Annotated in this window: 18 protein-coding genes; 8 read left to right on the plus strand and 10 right to left on the minus strand. The window is 56.4% G+C overall.

The window, feature by feature from the left end:
- Positions 1-39: 39 nt before the first annotated feature.
- Positions 40-684 (minus strand): endonuclease III, encoded by a 645-nt coding sequence (gene nth, locus FEAC_RS07220; RefSeq protein ID WP_035389168.1) that lies wholly within the window; start codon positions 682-684, stop codon positions 40-42.
- Between the two features lie 40 nt (positions 685-724).
- Here nth and mshD point away from each other — a divergent pair, with 40 nt between their 5' ends.
- The 5 genes from mshD to FEAC_RS07250 all read left to right on the plus strand — a co-directional run bounded on the left by mshD (position 725) and on the right by FEAC_RS07250 (position 5,995).
- Positions 725-1,654, plus strand: coding sequence for a mycothiol synthase (mshD, locus tag FEAC_RS07225; protein ID WP_052565974.1), 930 nt, complete (start codon positions 725-727; stop codon positions 1,652-1,654).
- Between the two features lie 333 nt (positions 1,655-1,987).
- Positions 1,988-3,052 (plus strand): aminotransferase class V-fold PLP-dependent enzyme, encoded by a 1,065-nt coding sequence (locus FEAC_RS07230; RefSeq protein ID WP_035389170.1) that lies wholly within the window; start codon positions 1,988-1,990, stop codon positions 3,050-3,052.
- Positions 3,053-3,545: 493 nt separating this feature from the next.
- A complete protein-coding gene (locus tag FEAC_RS07240) occupies positions 3,546-3,737 on the plus strand; it encodes a hypothetical protein (protein WP_035389172.1) in 192 nt (63 codons plus the stop codon).
- A gap of 36 nt (positions 3,738-3,773) precedes the next feature.
- Positions 3,774-4,367 (plus strand): RNA polymerase sigma factor, encoded by a 594-nt coding sequence (locus FEAC_RS07245; RefSeq protein ID WP_052565976.1) that lies wholly within the window; start codon positions 3,774-3,776, stop codon positions 4,365-4,367.
- Positions 4,367-5,995, plus strand: a complete 1,629-nt coding sequence (locus FEAC_RS07250; protein WP_035389173.1) for a beta propeller repeat protein — start codon at positions 4,367-4,369, stop codon at positions 5,993-5,995. Before FEAC_RS07245 ends, FEAC_RS07250 begins: the two co-directional genes overlap by 1 nt.
- A 490-nt stretch (positions 5,996-6,485) precedes the next feature.
- On the opposite strand, the gene FEAC_RS07255 is transcribed toward FEAC_RS07250, so the two are convergent.
- Genes FEAC_RS07255 through FEAC_RS07265 form a run of 3 tightly spaced genes read right to left on the minus strand, consistent with a single transcriptional unit; the run spans position 6,486 to position 7,572 of the window.
- Positions 6,486-6,671 carry a DUF6186 family protein gene (locus FEAC_RS07255; protein WP_035389174.1) on the minus strand — a complete coding sequence of 62 codons (186 nt, stop codon included), beginning with the start codon at positions 6,669-6,671 and terminating at the stop codon, positions 6,486-6,488.
- A complete protein-coding gene (locus FEAC_RS07260; protein WP_152623131.1) occupies positions 6,659-7,039 on the minus strand; it encodes a hypothetical protein in 381 nt (126 codons plus the stop codon). Before FEAC_RS07260 ends, FEAC_RS07255 begins: the two co-directional genes overlap by 13 nt.
- A gap of 2 nt (positions 7,040-7,041) precedes the next feature.
- A complete protein-coding gene (locus FEAC_RS07265) occupies positions 7,042-7,572 on the minus strand; it encodes a hypothetical protein (RefSeq protein ID WP_035389177.1) in 531 nt (176 codons plus the stop codon).
- 58 nt (positions 7,573-7,630) lie between these two features.
- On the opposite strand from FEAC_RS07265, the gene FEAC_RS07270 reads away from it, so the two are divergent.
- A complete protein-coding gene (locus tag FEAC_RS07270; RefSeq protein WP_052565977.1) occupies positions 7,631-8,308 on the plus strand; it encodes an exonuclease domain-containing protein in 678 nt (225 codons plus the stop codon).
- 595 nt (positions 8,309-8,903) lie between these two features.
- Here the strand turns inward: FEAC_RS07270 and trpD are convergent.
- From trpD to FEAC_RS07285, 3 genes are read right to left on the minus strand one after another with little or no spacing between them, the layout of a single operon-like run.
- On the minus strand, positions 8,904-10,031 hold the full coding sequence (gene trpD / locus FEAC_RS07275; protein WP_081901061.1) for an anthranilate phosphoribosyltransferase: 1,128 nt from the start codon (positions 10,029-10,031) through the stop codon (positions 8,904-8,906).
- A 9-nt stretch (positions 10,032-10,040) separates the two neighbouring features.
- Entirely contained in the window at positions 10,041-12,710 is a 2,670-nt protein-coding gene (locus FEAC_RS07280; RefSeq protein WP_035389178.1) for a putative bifunctional diguanylate cyclase/phosphodiesterase, read from the minus strand.
- Complete coding sequence (locus FEAC_RS07285) at positions 12,707-12,967, minus strand: hypothetical protein (RefSeq protein ID WP_035389180.1); 261 nt, start codon at positions 12,965-12,967, stop codon at positions 12,707-12,709. Before FEAC_RS07285 ends, FEAC_RS07280 begins: the two co-directional genes overlap by 4 nt.
- A 224-nt stretch (positions 12,968-13,191) precedes the next feature.
- Between FEAC_RS07285 and FEAC_RS07290 the strand changes: the two genes are divergently transcribed.
- Positions 13,192-15,501, plus strand: coding sequence for a GGDEF domain-containing protein (locus FEAC_RS07290; protein ID WP_052565978.1), 2,310 nt, complete (start codon positions 13,192-13,194; stop codon positions 15,499-15,501).
- Between the two features lie 512 nt (positions 15,502-16,013).
- On the opposite strand, the gene FEAC_RS07295 is transcribed toward FEAC_RS07290, so the two are convergent.
- The 3 genes from FEAC_RS07295 to FEAC_RS07305 all read right to left on the minus strand — a co-directional run bounded on the left by FEAC_RS07295 (position 16,014) and on the right by FEAC_RS07305 (position 19,157).
- Entirely contained in the window at positions 16,014-17,189 is a 1,176-nt protein-coding gene (locus tag FEAC_RS07295; RefSeq protein ID WP_035389181.1) for an acyl-CoA dehydrogenase family protein, read from the minus strand.
- 70 nt (positions 17,190-17,259) lie between these two features.
- Entirely contained in the window at positions 17,260-17,847 is a 588-nt protein-coding gene (locus FEAC_RS07300; protein WP_052565980.1) for a DUF3501 family protein, read from the minus strand.
- Between the two features lie 2 nt (positions 17,848-17,849).
- Complete coding sequence (locus FEAC_RS07305) at positions 17,850-19,157, minus strand: heterodisulfide reductase-related iron-sulfur binding cluster (protein WP_035389182.1); 1,308 nt, start codon at positions 19,155-19,157, stop codon at positions 17,850-17,852.
- A 63-nt stretch (positions 19,158-19,220) separates the two neighbouring features.
- Here FEAC_RS07305 and FEAC_RS15175 point away from each other — a divergent pair, with 63 nt between their 5' ends.
- Entirely contained in the window at positions 19,221-19,421 is a 201-nt protein-coding gene (locus FEAC_RS15175) for a hypothetical protein (protein ID WP_152623132.1), read from the plus strand.
- The last annotated feature ends 140 nt before the right edge of the window (positions 19,422-19,561 follow it).

Consider the following 19,561-nt stretch of genomic DNA (forward strand, 5'->3'; position numbering starts at 1 on the left):
CACATCGATCGCTAGAAGCCACACTTGGCTATCGCACCACTATCGCACCGAGGCAGGGGCGGAGTCACAGCTTGGTGCGAGTTCACAACGAAAACACGACGGCGTGCGTGCGCGACAGATCCTTCTGCCATGCAGAATCAGCTGCAACGAAAACGACCCCCAACGAGACTCGGGGAGTAGTCCACAGAGCTCCTGTTCGATCACCTCCGCGTTCTGAGAACTCGAAAGACCCAGCCGATTGCTAAGACGAGCCACGTGTGTATCCACCGGGAGCCCAGGAAGACCAAAACAGACCGATCGGACTACGTTGGCGGTCTTGCGTCCAACTCCAGGAAGCGTCGTGAGTTCCTCGAGTTGCTCTGGGACCTCACCTTGATATCTATCTACAATCTGGCCGGCTAGCTCTACAATACGGTTGGCCTTGGTGCGGTAGAACCCGGTCGAATAGACAATTTCAGCAACATTAGCGATATCTGCTATCGCCAACTCTTGCGGCGTTGGGTAGCGAGCAAAGAGCACATGCGTCGCGGCGTTTACGGCCGCGTCCGTCGTCTGCGCCGATAGCACCGTCGCTACCAACAGCTGGAAAGGAGTCTCAAAATGGAGTGCACAAAGCGTCTTCGCATCACCCGGGTACAGGACCTCGAGCTGTTTCGCGATCTGTTCTACGTGCTGCCTTCCCATGACGACCCTCCCCTGCCCACGCCTACGTTAGCCTAATACCATGGCCCAGCTAGATGTACGTACGATCAACTCAGATACTTATCTTCCCTCGATTATTTCCCTCGCCCAAGAGATTGAGAACGTTGAACATCATCGTGCACTCGCCGATCATCGCTGGATCGACCTCACAAACCATAGCTCTCAGAGCCTTGACACCCTGATGGCTCTAGACGTAGACACCCAGGTTGTGGCGGGCATCATCACCAGGAACGCGACCAACAAAGGTATCGAAATCGAACTCGCAGTTCGTCCAAGTTACCCGTACGAACTCGTGGTCAAGGAACTTCTTGGGGCAGCTCTTGCAGACGGCTCTGCACCCTCGGCACAACGAGTGAGCCTTTGGATCCCTAACCCGAACGATGAACGTGACCGCCTCTACCGAAGCCTTGGATTCACCGCCGACCGTGAGGTCATCCAGATGCGAAGAACGCTGCCAGTCGAAGGGTTGATTCGCGCCACAGACGTAACGATTCGACCCTTCCAACCTGGGGTCGATGAGAGTGGGTGGTTAACCGTCAACAATCGAGCCTTCGACTGGCACCCAGATCAGGGCGATTGGGACCTAGCGACGCTGGAGGAGCGCGAACACGAGCCCTGGTTCGACCCCGAAGGCTTTTTCATCATCGACAACGGGACTCGCATCCAGGGCTTCTGCTGGACAAAGATACATTATGACTCACACCCGATGATCGGGGAGATCTATGTCATCGCCGTCGATCCAGAGGACACTGGCAAAGGGCTTGGCAAAGCACTCCTGGTTGAGGGGATGTACTACCTCGGGGAGGTGCGCAAACTCTCGTCGATCATGCTCTATGTCGAGCGCAACAACACCGGTGCCCAGGCGCTCTATCGACGCTTTGGCTTCACGGTCGATCACAGCGACCGTCGGTACGTTCTGCCTCCAGCGGCAAAATCAGCCGATCAGAGATGAGCATTCTCCAGGAAGATCACAACCGTTTCGGGAGTTGCAGTGATCGAGATCGAACAACTCAGCTGGTCTCAGAGCTCCGCTATTACGAGGTTCATGCCATCCAAGGAGTTCACTCGGCACCTGAATACTTGGCTTACAAGCCGTTGACACTCGTACCCGCTAGCCAGCTATCTCCTTGGCCAGAGTTGAGCGCCGTGGACCAGCCAGCGAGACAATCCGGTAGCATCGTCTCGCAGGTCGAACTCATAAAGCCTCCGGCGCAGAACGACCTCGTCGAGGCGGATGACGATCTTGAACCGATTCAACTAGCAGATGAACAAAGGAGTTCACCCAATGACCAACGAGCCATCGTTCTCCATCTACTTCGAAGACCAGCACGGTTTTCTCGATACCGCCAGCATCGGCCTACTCCCCAAGACCGCGGCGAACAGTCTCCATGAGGCCGTCGATCACTGGGCTTGCGGGACCGCACGCTGGTTCGATGACTGGCTTGGGTTAACCGATTCCGCCCGAGATCTCTTCGCCAAAATGGTACATGCAGATGCACACCTTGTAGCGACTGGGCCCTCCACCTCGGTCATGGTGGCGCTGATTGCAGATGCACTACCACCTGGATCGAGGGTACTGACCCCAGCGATCGAGTTCACCTCGAACTTATTTCCATACCTTGTTCAGGCTGAGCGTGGCATCGAGGTCATCAGCGTAGACGAGAATCAGCTTATCGAAGCCATCGATAGCTCCATCTCTCTGGTCTCCGTCTCGGCAGTTCAGAGTGCGAATGGACACGTCACCGATCTAGACGCCATCAAAGCTCGAGCCAGCGTCACCGGGACCATGATCGCCGTCGACGCGACACAGGCTGCTGGCTGGCTTCCACTCGACATGAACGGTCTTGACGCTATCGTCTGCTCTGGCTACAAGTGGCTACTATCCCCTCGAGGCACCGCCTATCTCGCGCTATCCGAACGCCTCAGCGCGATGATCAGACCACTCTATGCCAACTGGTACGGGGGCGAGGTGATCGCCGACTCCTTCTACGGAGCACCGCTGCGACTCTCGACAAGCAATCGGCGCCTAGATCCATCACCAGCATGGCTGTCGTGGGTTGGAGCGGCACAGTCGCTTAAACTACTCGATCAGATCGGGATAGAGGCAATCTATAGACACGACGTTGCCTTGGCTACTCACTTTCTCACCTTGATCGACCAACCGGTGCCATCTAGACCGTCAGCGATAGTCTCGCTGGAACTTTCAAAGCCAATAGATCCAACCGCGCTGCCCTTCGTAGTCTCGGTACGTGGCGGCCGACTCCGAGTCTCCTTCCACCTCTACAACACCATGGACGACGTTGAGCTCGCTGCAAAGGAGCTAAAAGAGATCATTCTGCCACCCAACTGAGAACCGACGACAGATGAGGTCTACTCCAGCTTGCCAATAGGTTGCGACCCACGTAGCTATGCGAGGTGGGCCATCGATTACGCATCGTCCAATCGCGGTTGAGATCCCAACCAGGCCATGTGATGGTATCCTCGAGCCCACTGGTCTGCGATCAGCGTAGCCAGGACGATTGGAGCCAGCCTCCCCAGCGAGAGCCAACCAATGCATGCATGCGGTTCTCGTACACAGGACATTGGAGACATCATTCATTCTCAGGCATGCGCAGTCGGATAGCGTATGGCTCCGGTGAGTCGGTAGATGCCAAGGTTCCCCAGTGGAGTTCCCGACCAAATGCGACACACAACTCTGCTTAGGGATGCCGCCTGTGGCGCAGCGGTTTGCTCGAACGCAAATCGTCGACACATAATTGATGTTCGACCATCGTCGCGTCCTGTTGTGACCGTGGATCCGAGCATAGATTGCGGTTTTTGCCTCAGCTCTTTGGATTGTGATAATGGGTACAGCTTGTTCGGTAGACGAATTGTTCTTCAAGGACATCCAAGACACCTCGATCGCAGCATTGCCAGATGGCACTCGTCAACCATTCCAGTCGAACGCCGCCGAATCGCATCAGAGATTTACGAAGACCATACTTCGGCGAGAGCAACTCTCGCTAGCTGTAACAAGAGAGGCCATCTGGACATAAAACAGACATAACCTATTGGCCACACAGGGAGTATTGATGCTGGAGGAGCGAAAGGGACGTTTTGACGCGTTGTACCGCTCGACACGAGCGAAGATACTCGCCTACGCACTGCGTAGGGTCCCCTCAACTGAGGATGCCGCTGATGTCTTAGCGGAAACATTCACCATCGCCTGGCGAAGATTGGATCAAGTCCCAGAGGGCGACGGCGCGCTCCTGTGGCTCTACGGAGTTGCCCGCAATGTCATACGCAACGACCTTCGAAGTCGGCAACGTCGTTCACAGCTGATGGGACGAATCGCGCGCCATGTCCCGGAGGCTAAATGGAGTGTCGTCGCTCGAGACGAGGAGCGTCTCGTCGCTCTCGCGTGTCTCCAAGGACTCCACGAAGACGATCAGGAGGTGCTGATGTTGACGGCGTGGGAAGGACTTGCGCCTGTGGCCGTCGCCAAGGTGCTGGCGTGCTCCCCCGGAGCAGCCAGGGCGCGGATTCATAGAGCTCGTAGGCGTCTTGATCAGGCGATCTTGGCTGCCAACACCGACGCTGGCAACAGGCATACCGCGGCCACACGTGGTCCTGAACCCTCTAGAGCCGATGTGTTCACGAATGATCCCAAAGGAGACAAAGCATAATGAAAGCCTTCTTGTACCAGCTTGACCCGGTCGATGAATGGGCCGTTGAGGCGGCTGTCACTAACCCTGTGTTTGACGAGCTGTTCGGAGCAATTATCGATGAGGAGCCTGAAGCTAGCGAGGCAGCGGCTGTGCTTCAGCCAAGCAAGCCTTCGCCCTTGAATCGGCGGCACCGCAAGAGTGTTGTCACAGTAGTGGCGGTCCTGATCCTCATCGGTGCACTCGTAGGAGTTCGGGCTATCGGTGATGGACCCGTCTTGACACATCCCATCACCACTGACTGGCATCAGGCGCAAACACTGGGCTCAGCAGGCTCCTCTCATGGTACCTGGCAGCTTGTCGATGCGGTCTTGAGCGGGACCTGGCAACAGAACGAGGATGGTCCACCATCGGGGTATCTCAGCTGTGCTACCGCCGGGAGTTGCTATCTGATGGCGGGCAAATACTCTTCTGCTGCTGCCGGAGCACCACTCCTATCTGAGTCGCTTTACACTACGATCGACCAGGGTGCGAACTGGGCAGTCCTCCCCATGCCTAATGGGTTTGCTCCCTCGACGGCGCTGTCGTGCTCGGGGGCGAAATGGTGCGCAGCCGGTGGGACCTATCATGGACAGTCTGTATTGCTCACTACGACAGATGGAGGGCATTCTTTTACTCTCACTCCACTGCCGAGCGGGCTGAGGAAAATCGACGTGCTCTCGTGCCCATCTGTTGGAGCCTGTGATGCTCTCGTTGCCTCGTCGACTGGGCGAAATGGGAGTCCCGTAGATGCTAGCTTCGTTAGCATCACTCGGGGCGGCCAAGCATTTGTGGACCATCCGATCCTGCACGGGGATTCGATGGTTGCGCTTGCCTGTACATCCTCTGTGCACTGCACCGTGGTCGGGCGGACGAACCGAACTCAGAATTCACTGCTTCCTAGCGGGGTCACAGCAGTGACTAGCAATGGCGGCTCGACATGGACGGCGGGGAGTATTCCGACTGGGTTTGGTATCCGAGGGATGTTTTCTCCCCTTGTCTGCTCCAATGCAACCCACTGTGTTCTTGGTGGGATGATTCCCATTCGCAACGCTGAAACCTGTCCAGGGTTAGCCCCAGCCGGACCATCGCTGGCTTCGTTCTCGATGTCACCGTCGGTGCGTGCCATATCTAACACTGAGTCACGGATCGCCGCCAACTGGGCCAAGAACACCCAGGGCTTTCATGGTGCAATGAGTTGTTCCACAGGTGCGGTGAGTGAGGTGAGCGCGTTCGCGACAACTACGGACGGCGGTCTGAACTGGACTCCTAAGTCGTTGCCATCCGATGTGCCCAACCCCCAGATCACCGGGCTTGCCTGCCCATCGGCGACTGAGTGTTGGGCATCGGGATCCGAATCGGTCCCCCAAAAGATTGGCAAGGGGATTGACTTTGGCTCCTCCGTCCTCCTTGGAACGACAGATGGTGGTGCGAACTGGTCGAAGGTAACTTTCCAGGTTCCTCCGAGTGCACCGAATCCGCAAGGGCAGTCCTACCAAGCGATAGGTTCCATCAGTTGCACGTCAAGTAGCCTCTGCCTAGCAGAAGGGGTTACGGCCCAAGGTGCTGGCGTCAGTCCAACCTACAGTTTGGCGATTCCCAAGAGCTGAACCCTGAGGGCGATGACGCGCAGCTATCGGACCTGCCCCTCGTTGGAGTGGGCAACTGACTTGTGAGTCTTTGATGGGCGAAGCTAAGCAGCTGTCCGGGGGGTGTAGCTTTAACGGCGAGATCTAAGACGCGACCAGTTGCTACAGAGCCATGCTTGTCTGGGGCCGTAGTCAACGCTCGCACAAACGACTGAAACAATAGACCTACTAAACCACTCCGGGGTCTACGGCGATCTCGGCAACGCATTCTTCCGCCACGACCCTTCTCTGATCTGAGTAAATCACCAATCGCGCTTTGGTTTACAGCCTGGATACGAACCCGGCAGAAATCCTCAAAACTGAGACATCACCCACTATGCCCTGGGCCAGCTGTGATATTTCGCTCGGTCTATCTAATCTGAGCTCCTTGTTGGCTTTGCAACACGTCCAAGCTTCTAGACCCAAGGGCGCGCAGCCATGGAATGCATCGCCGTTGGGACTCCAATGGGCGCTAGCGAACCAAGAAATGCCAACCTACCCATGCCCATCCGACCGCAAGTAGGAGCGCTCCGATTGGCCTTGAGCGCAAGGATGCAACCACATCACTCAACCGGTGCCCACGAATGTGAGCAACAATCGCCGTCACCATGATCGCAACAGCGAGGATTGCCCAGATGGTGAGCTCTACGATCCGCATAGCACCAACCAGACTCCAAGCCCAAGCCAGCCGAGGGCGATAAGCGCACGCCCGGGCAGGCTGTGGCCTAGCAGTTCATTCGTGATCGAGGAGATCGTTGGATAACGAGAACGTGGGCCCTGAGACAGATTGACTAGTTCGAATACCACCACTGCAGATGCCACCACCGACCAGGTAAAAATCGCTCCTCTGTCAAAGGAACGAGGCTGTTCGCTCCTTACAACACGAAAGAATCCGACGACCATGAGAATGATTGCGGCTGCGGTCAAGAGCTCAGCTTGCCAGGTGAATGTATGGCTGCGCGCCTCAAGGTAGCACCACACGATAACCAGCACTCCGCCAGCAGCCCACCTGACGAAGCGGTTCAACTTCACGCCGAGGGCTGTACCGCCCGGGTACGCATCAGGGTCAGTCCAATCACTGAACCCACAAGCGCTGCCAACGCGAACACGACCGGCACCACACCTTCGGCATGAGAGGGAACGAAAACTCCAAGCCCAAGAAGTAGCACCGGCAGGATGATCACTCCCCGCATTCTAAAACCAAGCTGCCCAAGCTTCGCTGCATCATATGCGGCGATCCTACCCTCGAGCTCTCGATCAAATCCTGAGAGGCAGCCGTCCGTTCCCGCAGCGGCGCAGTTCGCACACTGCGAACCACAGCCAGCAACATCCTCGGATTCCCTCTTCACCCTCGAGCCAAAGATAACGACACCGCCAACCGCCAACCCGGGCAACAACCCACCCAGCGTCGAGACCAGGATAGAGAGGCCGAGGAGGCCGAGACAGAGTGAGATCATACCAGCGAGGAATGCGGCAATAGTGACCGCCCAGATCAACCTGATTAACAACACTCGATGGTAGAACCTGTTGGCCTGCTGCTTGCTAAACGACTGGGTCACCTAATGAATTCTAGCTCTCCGATTCGGGTGTCGTGAACTCAACTTAGGATGGTGAATCATGAGTAGAGCTATCGTCGCTCCCTCGCTGAGCGATCTGCGAACCACTACGTTTGTCGTCGTCGACACCGAGACAACCGGTGGATCTGCGAGATACCACGAGTTAACCGAGATCGCCGCGCTGAAGGTCTGCGGTGGAGAGGTTGTGGGCCATCTCCGTTCACTCATCCACGGTCTGTCACCAATTCCACCCATGATCGTCACCCTCACCGGCATCACTGATCCGATGCGGAGCCTGGCCCCGGAGGAGATAGAGGTGCTAAATGCATTCACCTCGTTTGTCGGCGATGCAGTCATCGTCGGGCATAACCTAAGTTTCGATATCGGCTTTCTCGATGCCGCCCTCATTCGTTCGACCTTACCTCCCATCAGCTCAAGAAGAATAGACACGCTGCGTCTCGCTCGCCACCTACTACGTGATGAGGTGGAGAACTTCAAGCTCGCGACGCTTGCACGCTATCTGCGGCTCCGAACCCCAAGTCATCGCGCGCTGGCAGATGTTCTTGCCACCACCGATCTACTCCACGAGCTGATCGGTCGCCTCGGCGCTATCGGGATCACCACCTTCGAGGAGATAGATAACCTATGGATCGCTGGTCGCACCCGGAAGGCGAGCTTTACCCGCTCACCATCACCAGCGCTCAAGCGACCAAGATCGGTCACTACCCCAACCGACTGATCGCCATCGCTCCATATTGATCGCCGCAGGCAGCAGATCTCGAGTGCTTGCTGTCTGGCCCATCGATTATCGTCTGAGAACTACCGGCAACACTCCTTGATCTAGCAGTTCTTTAGCGACGCTGCCGGTCGGATCCGTTAGATCTATCTAGGGGAGATCCGGTCAATACTTGAGTCAAGGTCCCCAAAGGAGCGTATCTCACTCGTCCGTCCACCAGGTTCCGATCGGAACTCGATATCACCGCGAGGAACGAAGGTCCGAACTTGCGCCACTATCTGCGAGTCATGAGGCAGGACTGGTGACTTGAGCCTGCGATGACCATCTTTCTGGAATCACCACCTACTCTCTGGCCAAAGCACGGTTCGGTCTCGTAATTCCATGGACCGTCCTCTTTCGCCCTCCCGCTCATGCCGGCGGTGCGCGAGATATGCGATCGCCACCGGCAACTGATGTAACCCTGTGTCGTCACACAATGAATCTGTGGAACGGTGGATCTGTGGAACGGTGCACTCTAGCTCACGTCGGCACAAGCTGCCAGCGAGCGAGGCCACAGATCAATGTCTAGCTAATCTCGCCTCTTGACGGATACGAGATGCTAGAGTTGGCCAGCGATCAACTCATCGAGGAAGGCACCGGTTCGACCATCCGAGATCAGTGAGATAGCAAGTTCAACCCCATCGGAGATCGAGGCGACCATATCACCGGCATAGAGTGCCACACCAGCATTTAAGGCGACGAGATCACGACGAGCATCGGTCACGTCTCCGCAAAGAATATCGCGAAGAACTCGAGCGTTCTCGGCGGCATCCCCACCTTGGAGCATCGAGAGAGAACTTGTCTCAAAACCATAGCCTCCAGCCTGAATGCTGTAAGAGCGCACCGGCTGTCTAGAACGCACCTCCCACACTTGGGTGGGAGCTATCAGACTGACCTCGTCCATGCCATCATCGCCACAGACGACGAGTGCATGCTCGGATCCAAGAGCGACCAACACCTCTGCCATTGCAGGTGCGAGCCTGCGATCAAAAACACCCACGAGTTGATGGCGGGCATGACCGGGGTTTACCAACGGACCAAGGAAGTTGAAGGCGGTCGGGATGCCAAGGGCTCTTCTAATCGGCGCAACCGCAGCCATCGCTGGATGGAAGCGGGTTGCCAGCGCGAAACCAAAACCAGTAGTCTCGACCATACGTGCGACATCATCGGGCCCAAGGTTGACGTTGACGCCAAGTTGCTCTAGCACATCGGCGGAGCCAGTCTTCGAACTGGCAGCCCGGCCGCCGTGCTTTAACACTCTCGCTCCAGCCGCACTCGCAACCAAGCCAGCGGCAGTAGAGACATTGATAGTCCCTTGACGATCTCCACCGGTACCACAGGTATCTAGGATCTTCCCCTCGACGGGCACTACCACCATGCGTCCAGCCATAGCTCTGGCGAAACCAAGCAGCTCCTCGACCGTCTCCTCTCGCTGGCGGAGCAGCACCAAAACACCGGCCACGATCGGAGCCGGGACCGCACCGTCAAAGACTACCTCGAGAATGTGCGCGGCTTCAGCCTCGCTGAGCCGATTACCAGCCATGAGACGGGCGAGCAGATCAGACCAGATCACCTCAGTGCTGCCCTGTTCGGCGGGCACTGCCTCTGTCTCTCGGGCCTGATGTGCGAGCCTAGCTGGCTGCTGGGAGGGAGAGTCTGAGACCTCAGAAACAGTAGGTTTGGGCATGCCAACATGCTAGCCGAGGGTGCTCGCCTCGCCCTCTTTCCCTAGTAGCTTCAGGAGCGCAGCCTCGCGTAGTGGTCGCGCAAGGTGAAATCCCTGGACCTCTGGAACGCCTAACTCGACCAGGACATCAAGGCACCCCTGATCGCCAACACCCTCGGCCACCACAGAGATCCCGAGCTCCGAGGCCAGAGCGGTGAGGCCGGCAACCAGCCCTCGATCACCACCAGAACCAAGATCCTTGACGAACTGGCGATCGATTTTGACGATGTCAACCGGCATGATCTGCAGGTGTCGGAAGGATGAGGTCCCAACTCCGAAGTCGTCCAACGCGATCAGAAATCCCTCACTCTTTAGCCTTCGCATGATGCGGGCGATTCGGTCGATCAAGAGATCGGAGAGCTCAGTCTCCGTGAGTTCGACGACGATCATGTCACGTGGTATCTCAAGCCGATCAGCTAGCTGGCAAAAGTCGCGAACCGTACGGCTCTCAGCGGCGTTGACACCGCTCAGGTTGATCGACATCCGCATCTGTCCACCAAGTCCGGCGGCTCTCCAACGCGAGAATCGAGTCATCGCCTCAGCACGCACGAAGGCATCGAGCTGATCCATCAACCGGTATTGGAGGGCGAGCGACAGGAAGCGTCCAGGTAGCAGAAGGCCCTCTTTGGGGTGCTGCCATCGCACCAACGCCTCCACCGCCGTGATTGCACGACTACGGGTATCAAACAGCGGCTGAAAGCGTAGCAGTAGACCTCCGCCTCGTTCATCGCCACGAAGCACGCGAACAAGATCGGGGCCAAGCTCGATCTCGACCGCATCGTGTGCGCCCCGATGGAGATGGAGCAGGTCCGGTCGGAGGCGCGAGAACTTATCCTGGTACATCGCCGAATCCGCCACCGACATCAGCTGATCCAAATCAATGGTGGCGGTAGTACCAGTCGCAACACCGACAGCTGCAGTCACCCGCAGCTCGATGCTGCCTACCACCACCGGACTGAACGAGATCGCGGCAGCAAGCCGCTCCCCTACCTGGCGAATAACACGGGTCGAATCCATCCCGGTGACAAGGACAGCGAACTCATCGCCGCCGATCCTGCCGATAACGTCGAGAGGGCGCATGCTTGTACGAATACGATTAGCCACCTCGCTCAACACCCGATCACCGATGGCGTGTCCAAACTGATCGTTCACAATCTTCAAGCCGTCAACATCTATGAAGAGCAGACCAACAAGCTTGTCATCATCGGACTCGAAACACTCACCAGCGAGTTCAAAAAAACCGGCCCGGTTATTTAGTCCAGTCAGCGGATCTATATGCGCAAGCCGACGAACTCGTTGTCGCTCCACATTGCGTTCCTGGATATCCCTAACAGCTATGAGCGTGCCACTAGTGCCAGATGCTGGATCAACAAACTGTCGACGGTAAGACTCAGCAACAAACGTTGATCCATCAAGGCGCCGACGCTCCTCCTCAGCCACCGCTGCGCCTTGTTCAGATGTCGGCTGTGAATGCTCACTCTCGAACTGTGTAATCGGCTTGCCTCGCAACGAAGCGTTCCCCACACCGCCATGCAACAACGCGAATGCACGGTTGTGAAGAGCGATCCTCTGCTCGCCGTCGATCAAAGCCACGCCGTCAACCATCAGGTCGAGCACCTCTGCCGCCAGCTCTGATCGCTCCTGACCGGCAGCCACAAAACTGAGCGTCTGCCGTTGGGCGACGATGGCTCCAGCAAATCGGGCAAGCTCGCTAGCGGTTTGCAGGTCACGCGCTGAAAATCTGTAAGGCTGTGGGCTGAACAACGCTATCAGTGCAGTTAATGATCTGGTGGTGTCAAATACCGGGACAACCACTGCTGAGTCATTCTCGGTCTCCCCACGGACTGAGTTGATGGCACTGGTGTTGGTAGTCGAGCGATCAGCCAAGGATCCTATCAGTACTGACTCGCCGCTACTAGCGACCCAGGATAGTAGCCCAGAGCTCCTGTCAATCGTATCCCCAGGTTGTCGCATCGTTTCACCGACGGCTGCCGCCACCCAGATAGCATTCGGACGTACCTCCAAGACAAGCGCACTGTGAGCGCCGGTAAGGAGACGAGCCTCCCTTGCTATCTTCAGCCACGGCACTGTGGTATCGCTCACACTCAGCAAACCCTCCAACAGCCGCTGGTTGGTACGGACTCGCCGACTAAGCCATCGCCTCGATCGTTCCTGAAGAAAACTCTCACTCGCCACCCGAACCGCAGGAGCTACCTTCTCTAGTAGTAGATATTCATCGTGATGGAGGTGATCGATATCGATGATCCCGAGCAACAGAGTTGCATCGAGGCGCAGCAGCGTCAGCGATGTTCCACGGACGCGATGTTCCCAGTCTCCCAGCGCTCGCACACCGTGGCCCGAGGGTTCGAGCCCGACATAGTCGACAAAATCCTTACTCAGTTCAGGGAGAAGTAGCCTCAGCCGACCAAAAGCCGGCTCGACCTCGAACACTGCGAGCGGCGACTCGAACCGATCCCCCAGCAGTTGAAGTAGGGTCACAAGCACGGCTCTTGAGCCGAGATCATCTGCGAGAATGTGTGATACCTGCGCCAACAGCGCCGAATTCGGCGACTTGTTAGAGGATGAGAGACTCGAAGAGGTGGCGCCAACGGCGTTAGAGCGATTGGCGTCTGCGGTCACTGCAGCCGCATCCGTTCAGCCGAAGCCGGCGTCAGTGGCGCTAGACCCTGCTCACTAGTTACCGCCTCATTAGAAAAGAGACCAGGAAAAAGAAGACCAGGAAAAAGAAGACGGGCCGAAAAGAAACGCGAAGCCGTGCCCGCTAATATCGGCTCAATTACGAGCGTTGAGGATGAGTAATCGTTCCGTGCAGGGCCAACACGCAAGGATGTCGCAGCCGAAACATCCTCTGACCCAACCCTCAATAACATGCTCATTGCCTCACACTCATTAGATATATCTCATCAGATACGGGAATTAAGAAATCAAACGTTGATCCGATACTAGCAATGAATACCAGCGTATGTGTGCAATCAATCGGGATTCGTCCGAGAAATCCTCAACATATGTTGAACAAGAAATGGTCGCAGCTAGCCAAGACGGGCCGACGGTGTTATTGCTAGACTGTGGTCGCGGTCCACGACCCGAGGAGAGATCATCGATGCATGCGAAGGTGAAGCCAGGAGCGCTCGACCCTAGCGTCATCTTCCGGGAGATCTCGACCATCATCGCCTCCAACGATCCGTACGAACAGCGGATTCGCGGAGTGCGAGAGTTGACCGACCAATGCTTTGATGGTGCCGAGCTCATCGCTGGCGTTCATTGCCCAGACACCGCTGGTCTTGTTCAGCTGGCCTGCAACCATCGTCGCGGCTATCAGCTCGTCGCCGAGCAGCGCTATTGCCCCACCCTTGATGAAACTCATATCAAGCTAGCCAAAGCACTAGTTGATGCCTTTGCACTCCTGATGCATCGGTTTATGTCCAAGCAAAATCAAGAAGGGGCGATCCTAGAGGTTCGAGCGACGAACCAGATGATCATCGCGTTGCTTGGACTTGAACCAAGCTCGACTGACTGGCAAGAGATTACCGAAGGAATCATAGGAGGTCTCTTCGAGGCAACGGTGCACGTCTTTTCGCTGACAGCATCGTCCACAAACGCGCCGATCACCGCCTGGGCGATCAGAGTAGCACAATCGCTTTATTTCGCTGATCTGTTGGACCACGGTGTCACTATCCTCGATGGAGATGAGCCCATCCGTTCAGTGATTGCAGCCATCAATCCAACATCTGGTTACGGCATCACCGTTAGCTCCACAAGCGCCCGTGATTTCAATCCGGCATCTCTAGCGGTAGTCGAAGACTGCCTCCGTATCTATGTCATCGGCATCGAGCTCATCGAACACGCACGAAGTCGACCAAACGAGAGCTCGCTCCTCACCTCGATCCTGTCCAGTATCGACATAGGGATACTCGGTATCGCCGAAGGGGGGAAGATACTGTTCGCAAACCGTCAAGCAGGCGAACTCCTGGGGTATACCCCAGGCGAGTTGGTGCGAACGAACTCCAACTCCATTGTTGCTCAGTTTGAGGAGTACTTCGCTATAGTCGGTGGCTCACATACACCATGGCTTACCACCAACACCCTACTTCGCAAGCCAAGCGGCAAGCCACAACCAGCATCACTATCGGTGCGTCGCATCGAACCAGACCAGAGTGTCGACTACCGCTACCTCGTCAGCCTTGTTGACACGACACGATCACACTTCGAGCTCGAAGAGTGGCGATGGCACGCCAACCACGACCCACTGACCGGCATCCTAAACCGCAATGGCCTGGCGAATGAACTGAGACGTCTAAACAACGGTCCAGTCATGGTTCTCTTCTTAGATATCAACCGCATCAAGATTATCAACGACCTCCTCGGTCATCGCGGCGGCGATCGGGTGATCACCAGCGTTGCCCAGCGGCTGGTCGCAGCCACGAAGCCAAACGACATCGTCGCAAGGGTCGGTGGTGATGAGTTCGTCGTCGTTGGCTCCGTGGGTGAGAACTTTCGCGGCCTAAAACGGGTTGCGCAACGCATCGTCAACAGCGTCATCACCCAGCCGATCGATGTCGGGGATCGCCAGCTCGCGGTCTCGATCTCCATGGGTGCAGCACTCGAGACCCTCCATGGAAGCATCGATGCCCTTCTCGGGAGGGCAGATCACGCTATGTACGAGGCGAAACAAGCGGGACAAAACCTTCACGTCGCGCGTGGCGACGAGGATATCTTCGCCAACGACTCTCAACTCGCTGACCCCAATCTTTTCGACTTTCTTAGGGCACGAGATACCGACCAAGTGATAGCTGAGGAGTACGCCTGGGAACGTATCTCCGACCAGAGCCGCGGGGGAGTCGACCTCTCGCTAGCTTGGCGGGAGCCAATTCTTGAGACCCCTCGTGACTATGCGATGCGCAACCACCTTCGCGACGAGTACAACTGGTTGCTCCTCCATCATCTCCTGCGCCGACAGTCGATCGATGGACCCACTGGAATCTCCCCTCTCAAACCTGGCCCGCTCTTTGTCAGACGGTTAAAGATCCTGAGCCGGGCTGGATATCTCAACCCAAGCAAGATACAGCTCGTATTTCGTTCCATCGAACTCAACTCCGATGAGTCGCTCGCAGAGGCTGGTGCGGTGGCACGAGAAGCCCAAAACCTCGGAATCTCGATAGCGCTACGTTGGTCCTCAGGAGAGGGCGGCGAGATTGCCCAAGTCGCCTATCTTCACCCCAACCAAGTTCAGGTAGACCTGACTGATTGGCTCGAGCGTCCGCCGTCTCCGAAACTAGCCAGTGGCCTAGCCGCCTTTTCTCATTCACTCGACATCCAAGTGGCCTTCATCCATCCCAATGGCAGGCTGCTCTCACTTCTAAAATCTCCGAGACTCCAAGAACTGATGCCAAACGCACTCGTGAGGCATTGAGTTCGTCAGTTGACGGCCACTGATCTCGGGCTCTCGCATCTTGTCATACTGCCGTGCTCTATTGCACCATCGCCGGTTCACAGCTGATAGTCCACGCTCTTTCGCGCTAACCGATCCCCAGCTGAAGCTCCGCGACAGCCACTCACACCAGCCCATCTGACAAGATGAGCTGGTTGTCCGCCAGCATCCATACTCACACCGATGAGATCGAACGAGAATGGCTAGCGTCTCGACCATTGAGATCGCAGCGCCAAATAATGCCCAGGATAGGTGATAAGACGGCATCAAAGCAGGCAGCGCGATCGGGGTAGATCGTAGAACCAGCCCGGTGGAGGTTAAAGGCATCGTACTCGTGTTAGAAAAGCAGGGAGGCTGACGCTTACCACCCCTCTATCACAGTCGTTCCAGGCTGGAGGTAGTAGTGCGCTAGCCTGCAGCTCATCGGAGTGTCACTAGGGCGTGGCGCTCTTTCGCACCGAAGTCATGAAAGACACGCCGCTATGGCCGAAATGTCAATCCCACCAAAGGTCTCCCTTTAGTACCCCTTGCCCGATGAGGCCAAGCTGGACCTGGGTCGTCCCCTCGACGATCGTCAACTGTTTGGCGTCGCGATAGTACATCTCCGTGGGATGATCTTGCATGTAACCAGCGGCTCCGAGTAGCTGCACCGCAAGCGATGAGGCACGAACCGCCATCTCGGTGGCGTAGTACTTTGACATCGACAGGAAGGGGACAAACTCGCGAGTGAACTCACCGCGATCAGCCATCCATGCAGCTCTATAGGTCAAAAGACGAGCTGCCTCTATCTCGGTAGCCATCTTGGCGATCTCCCACTGGATGCCCTGGAAATCAGCGATCGTATGACCAAAGGCAGCTCGCTCCTTCACATAGTTGACAGCATACATGAGCGCACCCTCAGCGAGTCCGAGGCCGCGTGCGGCGACTATCGGTCTCATCGAATTCAACCCGAGCATCGCGAGTCGAAATCCGCCGACCTCGCCTATCACATTCTCAGCCGGCACGTGCACCGACTCAAGCAGTAGCTCCCCGGTATCGACTCCCTTTACACCCATCTTCTTGTCGACTCGCGGCACCGATACACCTTCGGAGCTGCGGTCAACGATGAAGGCGGTGATCGAGTCATGACGGCGAGAGCTTGGATCACCGGTCTTGGCAAAGACGGTGTACCAATCGGCCTGAGCAACCCCAGATATCCACACCTTGGAACCGGAGAGAATCCACCCTCCCTCGACATCTGGATCAGGGACGGCAGCGGTACGCATACCAGCGACATCGGAGCCAGCGCCAACCTCTGAGAGTCCAAAGGAGGCTCGCTGTTCGCCACGAGCGATACCAGGAAGATAGCGCTCCTTTTGCTCCTCCGATCCTGCGATCATCACCGGCCCCGTAGGAAGTCGAGATAGCAGCAACATCAAGGCTGCTGTGTTGGAGTACTTCGCCACCTCTTCGATCGCGATCGTCAGTCCGAGGATGCCCGCTCCGGAGCCCTCGTAACGCTCGGGTATGCAGAGACCGAACAGGCCAGTGGTGCCAAAGAGTTCAAACAGATCCTGAGGGTACTCTCCAGTGAGATCGATCTCTCTTGCCCTTGGGGCTACTTTTTCTTTTGCAAGCCTGCGCACCGTATCGCGGAGCTGGGCGAGATCCTCATCGAACTCGAACTCCATCGAGCACCTCCCTTACCTTGTGGTTCACAACGCCAGACATCGTGAACCCTCAGACAATCTGATCGACTGCCTAGCCTATTTGCCAGTCGGTCATAAGCGACCACTTCAGCTCTCTGTCAAAGCTGGTGTCGGCTTCGTAGGCGCTGTGGCGCACACGGAGGTGCACGTCACCCTCGAGGAAGGATGATGCCGCCTCAGCTGGAAGCTGAAAACGGAGATAATGCACCGAAGCGGTGATGTCGGAACGTGAGAGCTGCTCCGCATGGGAGGCATCTACTATTCCAGGTACAACAACCTCTCCAACGCTCAACTCTAGCGATCGCTCCAAGCCAGCCAGCTTGGGCAGCCACTCCTCCAACTCCGCCTTCGAGGTGAGCTCGACAAACAGGGTAGCTACCAGCTCATTGTGATCTGGGATCAGCTCGTTATAGACATCAAGCTCCGCTTGAATATCCTGATCGCGCATCATCCGCTCTGCTCGTGCCATCTCTTGCACCTGGAAGAGCATCGTAGTCTTATTCTCGAACACGATCGAGAGTATCGGGCCAAGCGCCACCCGGCGCACTCGTTTCAGGTCAATTACCTCTTGGCGCAGCTCGCTACGCACCTTCTCGTAGGCACGCAGGTCCAAAATATCGTTCACAGTCAAGGTTCGCATCATTAATTTCCTTTCAATGGCGGCTGAGTCTCTAGACCCATCAGCTTCCTTACCAACGAGATCGGGTGCTCGACACGGACACCAAGCGCTTCATCGATTGCGGTATTGGCAAGATGGCAATCACCAGCTATAGTCGTCGATCCCGTCTTGGCGATCTGATCAGCAAGAGCCGAAGACATCCGTAGAGACGAGGCGGCGTTCTCACTTCGATACCCCCAAGTACCGTCTATCCCAGAACACTTGGAGACGACACGAACCTTGACTCCAAGCTTCTTCAACAGGTCGCGTCCTTTGAGTCCTGTGTTCTGAGCCTGGGTGTGACAGGCAGCGTGAAAGACTACCTCCTCGTCGAGCTCTACTTTGCCAAGGGTCATCGAGCGATCCTTGCGCATCTGGTTGACGAGGTACTCACTCGGATCAAAGGTGTGTGCCGCCACCCGTTCTGCCTGTTCGCCAGGTACATAGATCGGATAGTCGCGCTTGACCACGTAAGCACAGGTTGGCTGGGAGACGATGATGTCGCGTCCCTGTTGAACGACCTCATCAAGGCGTTCTAGATTTGCTCGCGCCTGACGCGTAAATTCGGCCACGTTGCCCTGGTGAAGCCATGGTGCACCACAGCACTTCACCCCCTCTGGCAACGAGCAGACGATGTCTTGGCTCTCGTAGACGGTGGTAACATCAGCACCAATCTGGGGTGCCATGTACTCGATAAAACAGGTTGGGAAGATAGAGACGCTCGCACGAGGCGAGGCGATGAATCGTGGAAGTCGATCCTTGAACCAGCGGGAGAAGCGAACCTTGCCATAGGAGGGAAGCAGCCGTTGGCTCGAGACTCCAGCCACCTTCTCAATGGCTCTGCGAATACCAGTGTTCGGCCGTGAAACGATCGGGTTGACTACCGCCGACAGCGCCTGATTCAAGCTTCCGACCGCATCGGTATGCGCCAAGACCTGATCGGTTACTCGAGAGCGGATATCGCTCTGATGCTGAGTGGTGCGGACAGCCTTGGCCCGAAGCATCAACCTCGGAAAATCGAGAGCCCACTCATGTGGCGGAATGTAGGGACACTTGACGTAACAGATCTTGCAACCGAAACAAGCATCGACGACAGCATCCTGTTCGGAGGGGGTTAGATCGGCATGTTGTTGGTCTTTGGAGTCGACGAAGTTAAACAGCATCGGGAAAGAGTCGCAGTAGTTGAAACACATCCGACAACCATGGCAGAGCTCGAAGACCCGCCCGAGCTCCTCTCGAAGGTCGCTCTCCTCGTAATACTTCGGGTCACTTGGATCATAGGTTGTGGTCACTTATCGCTACCTCATTTCTACTGACTCAGTACCTCTACTAAATCATCTCCCTAGACGCTTTCGTTGTCACTTAATCTGGCAAAGACTGGACCTGGCATCGTCTATCGACATCGTCTCGCAGTATCGTCTATCGACATCGTCTCGCAGTATCGTCTATCGACATCGTCTCGCAGTATCGTCTTTCAGCGGCAACTAGATAATCTCACTCGCTCCATCACACCAGGGCTAGCCTTCAACGAGCTCTCCAGTGTCCGGTCTAGTTGAATCGCTCCGAAACACCGCTACCAGTCGGTCGAGCAAGACACTGTCTTGACACTCCCCTGATAGCGCTAGTTGGATCAAGGTCGGCAGATCACACCCAATATCTCGGACCTGCTGAGCCCGGATCCAAGCCTTCTGTCAAT

Source organism: Ferrimicrobium acidiphilum DSM 19497 (genome assembly GCF_000949255.1).
Lineage (GTDB): Bacteria > Actinomycetota > Acidimicrobiia > Acidimicrobiales > Acidimicrobiaceae > Ferrimicrobium > Ferrimicrobium acidiphilum.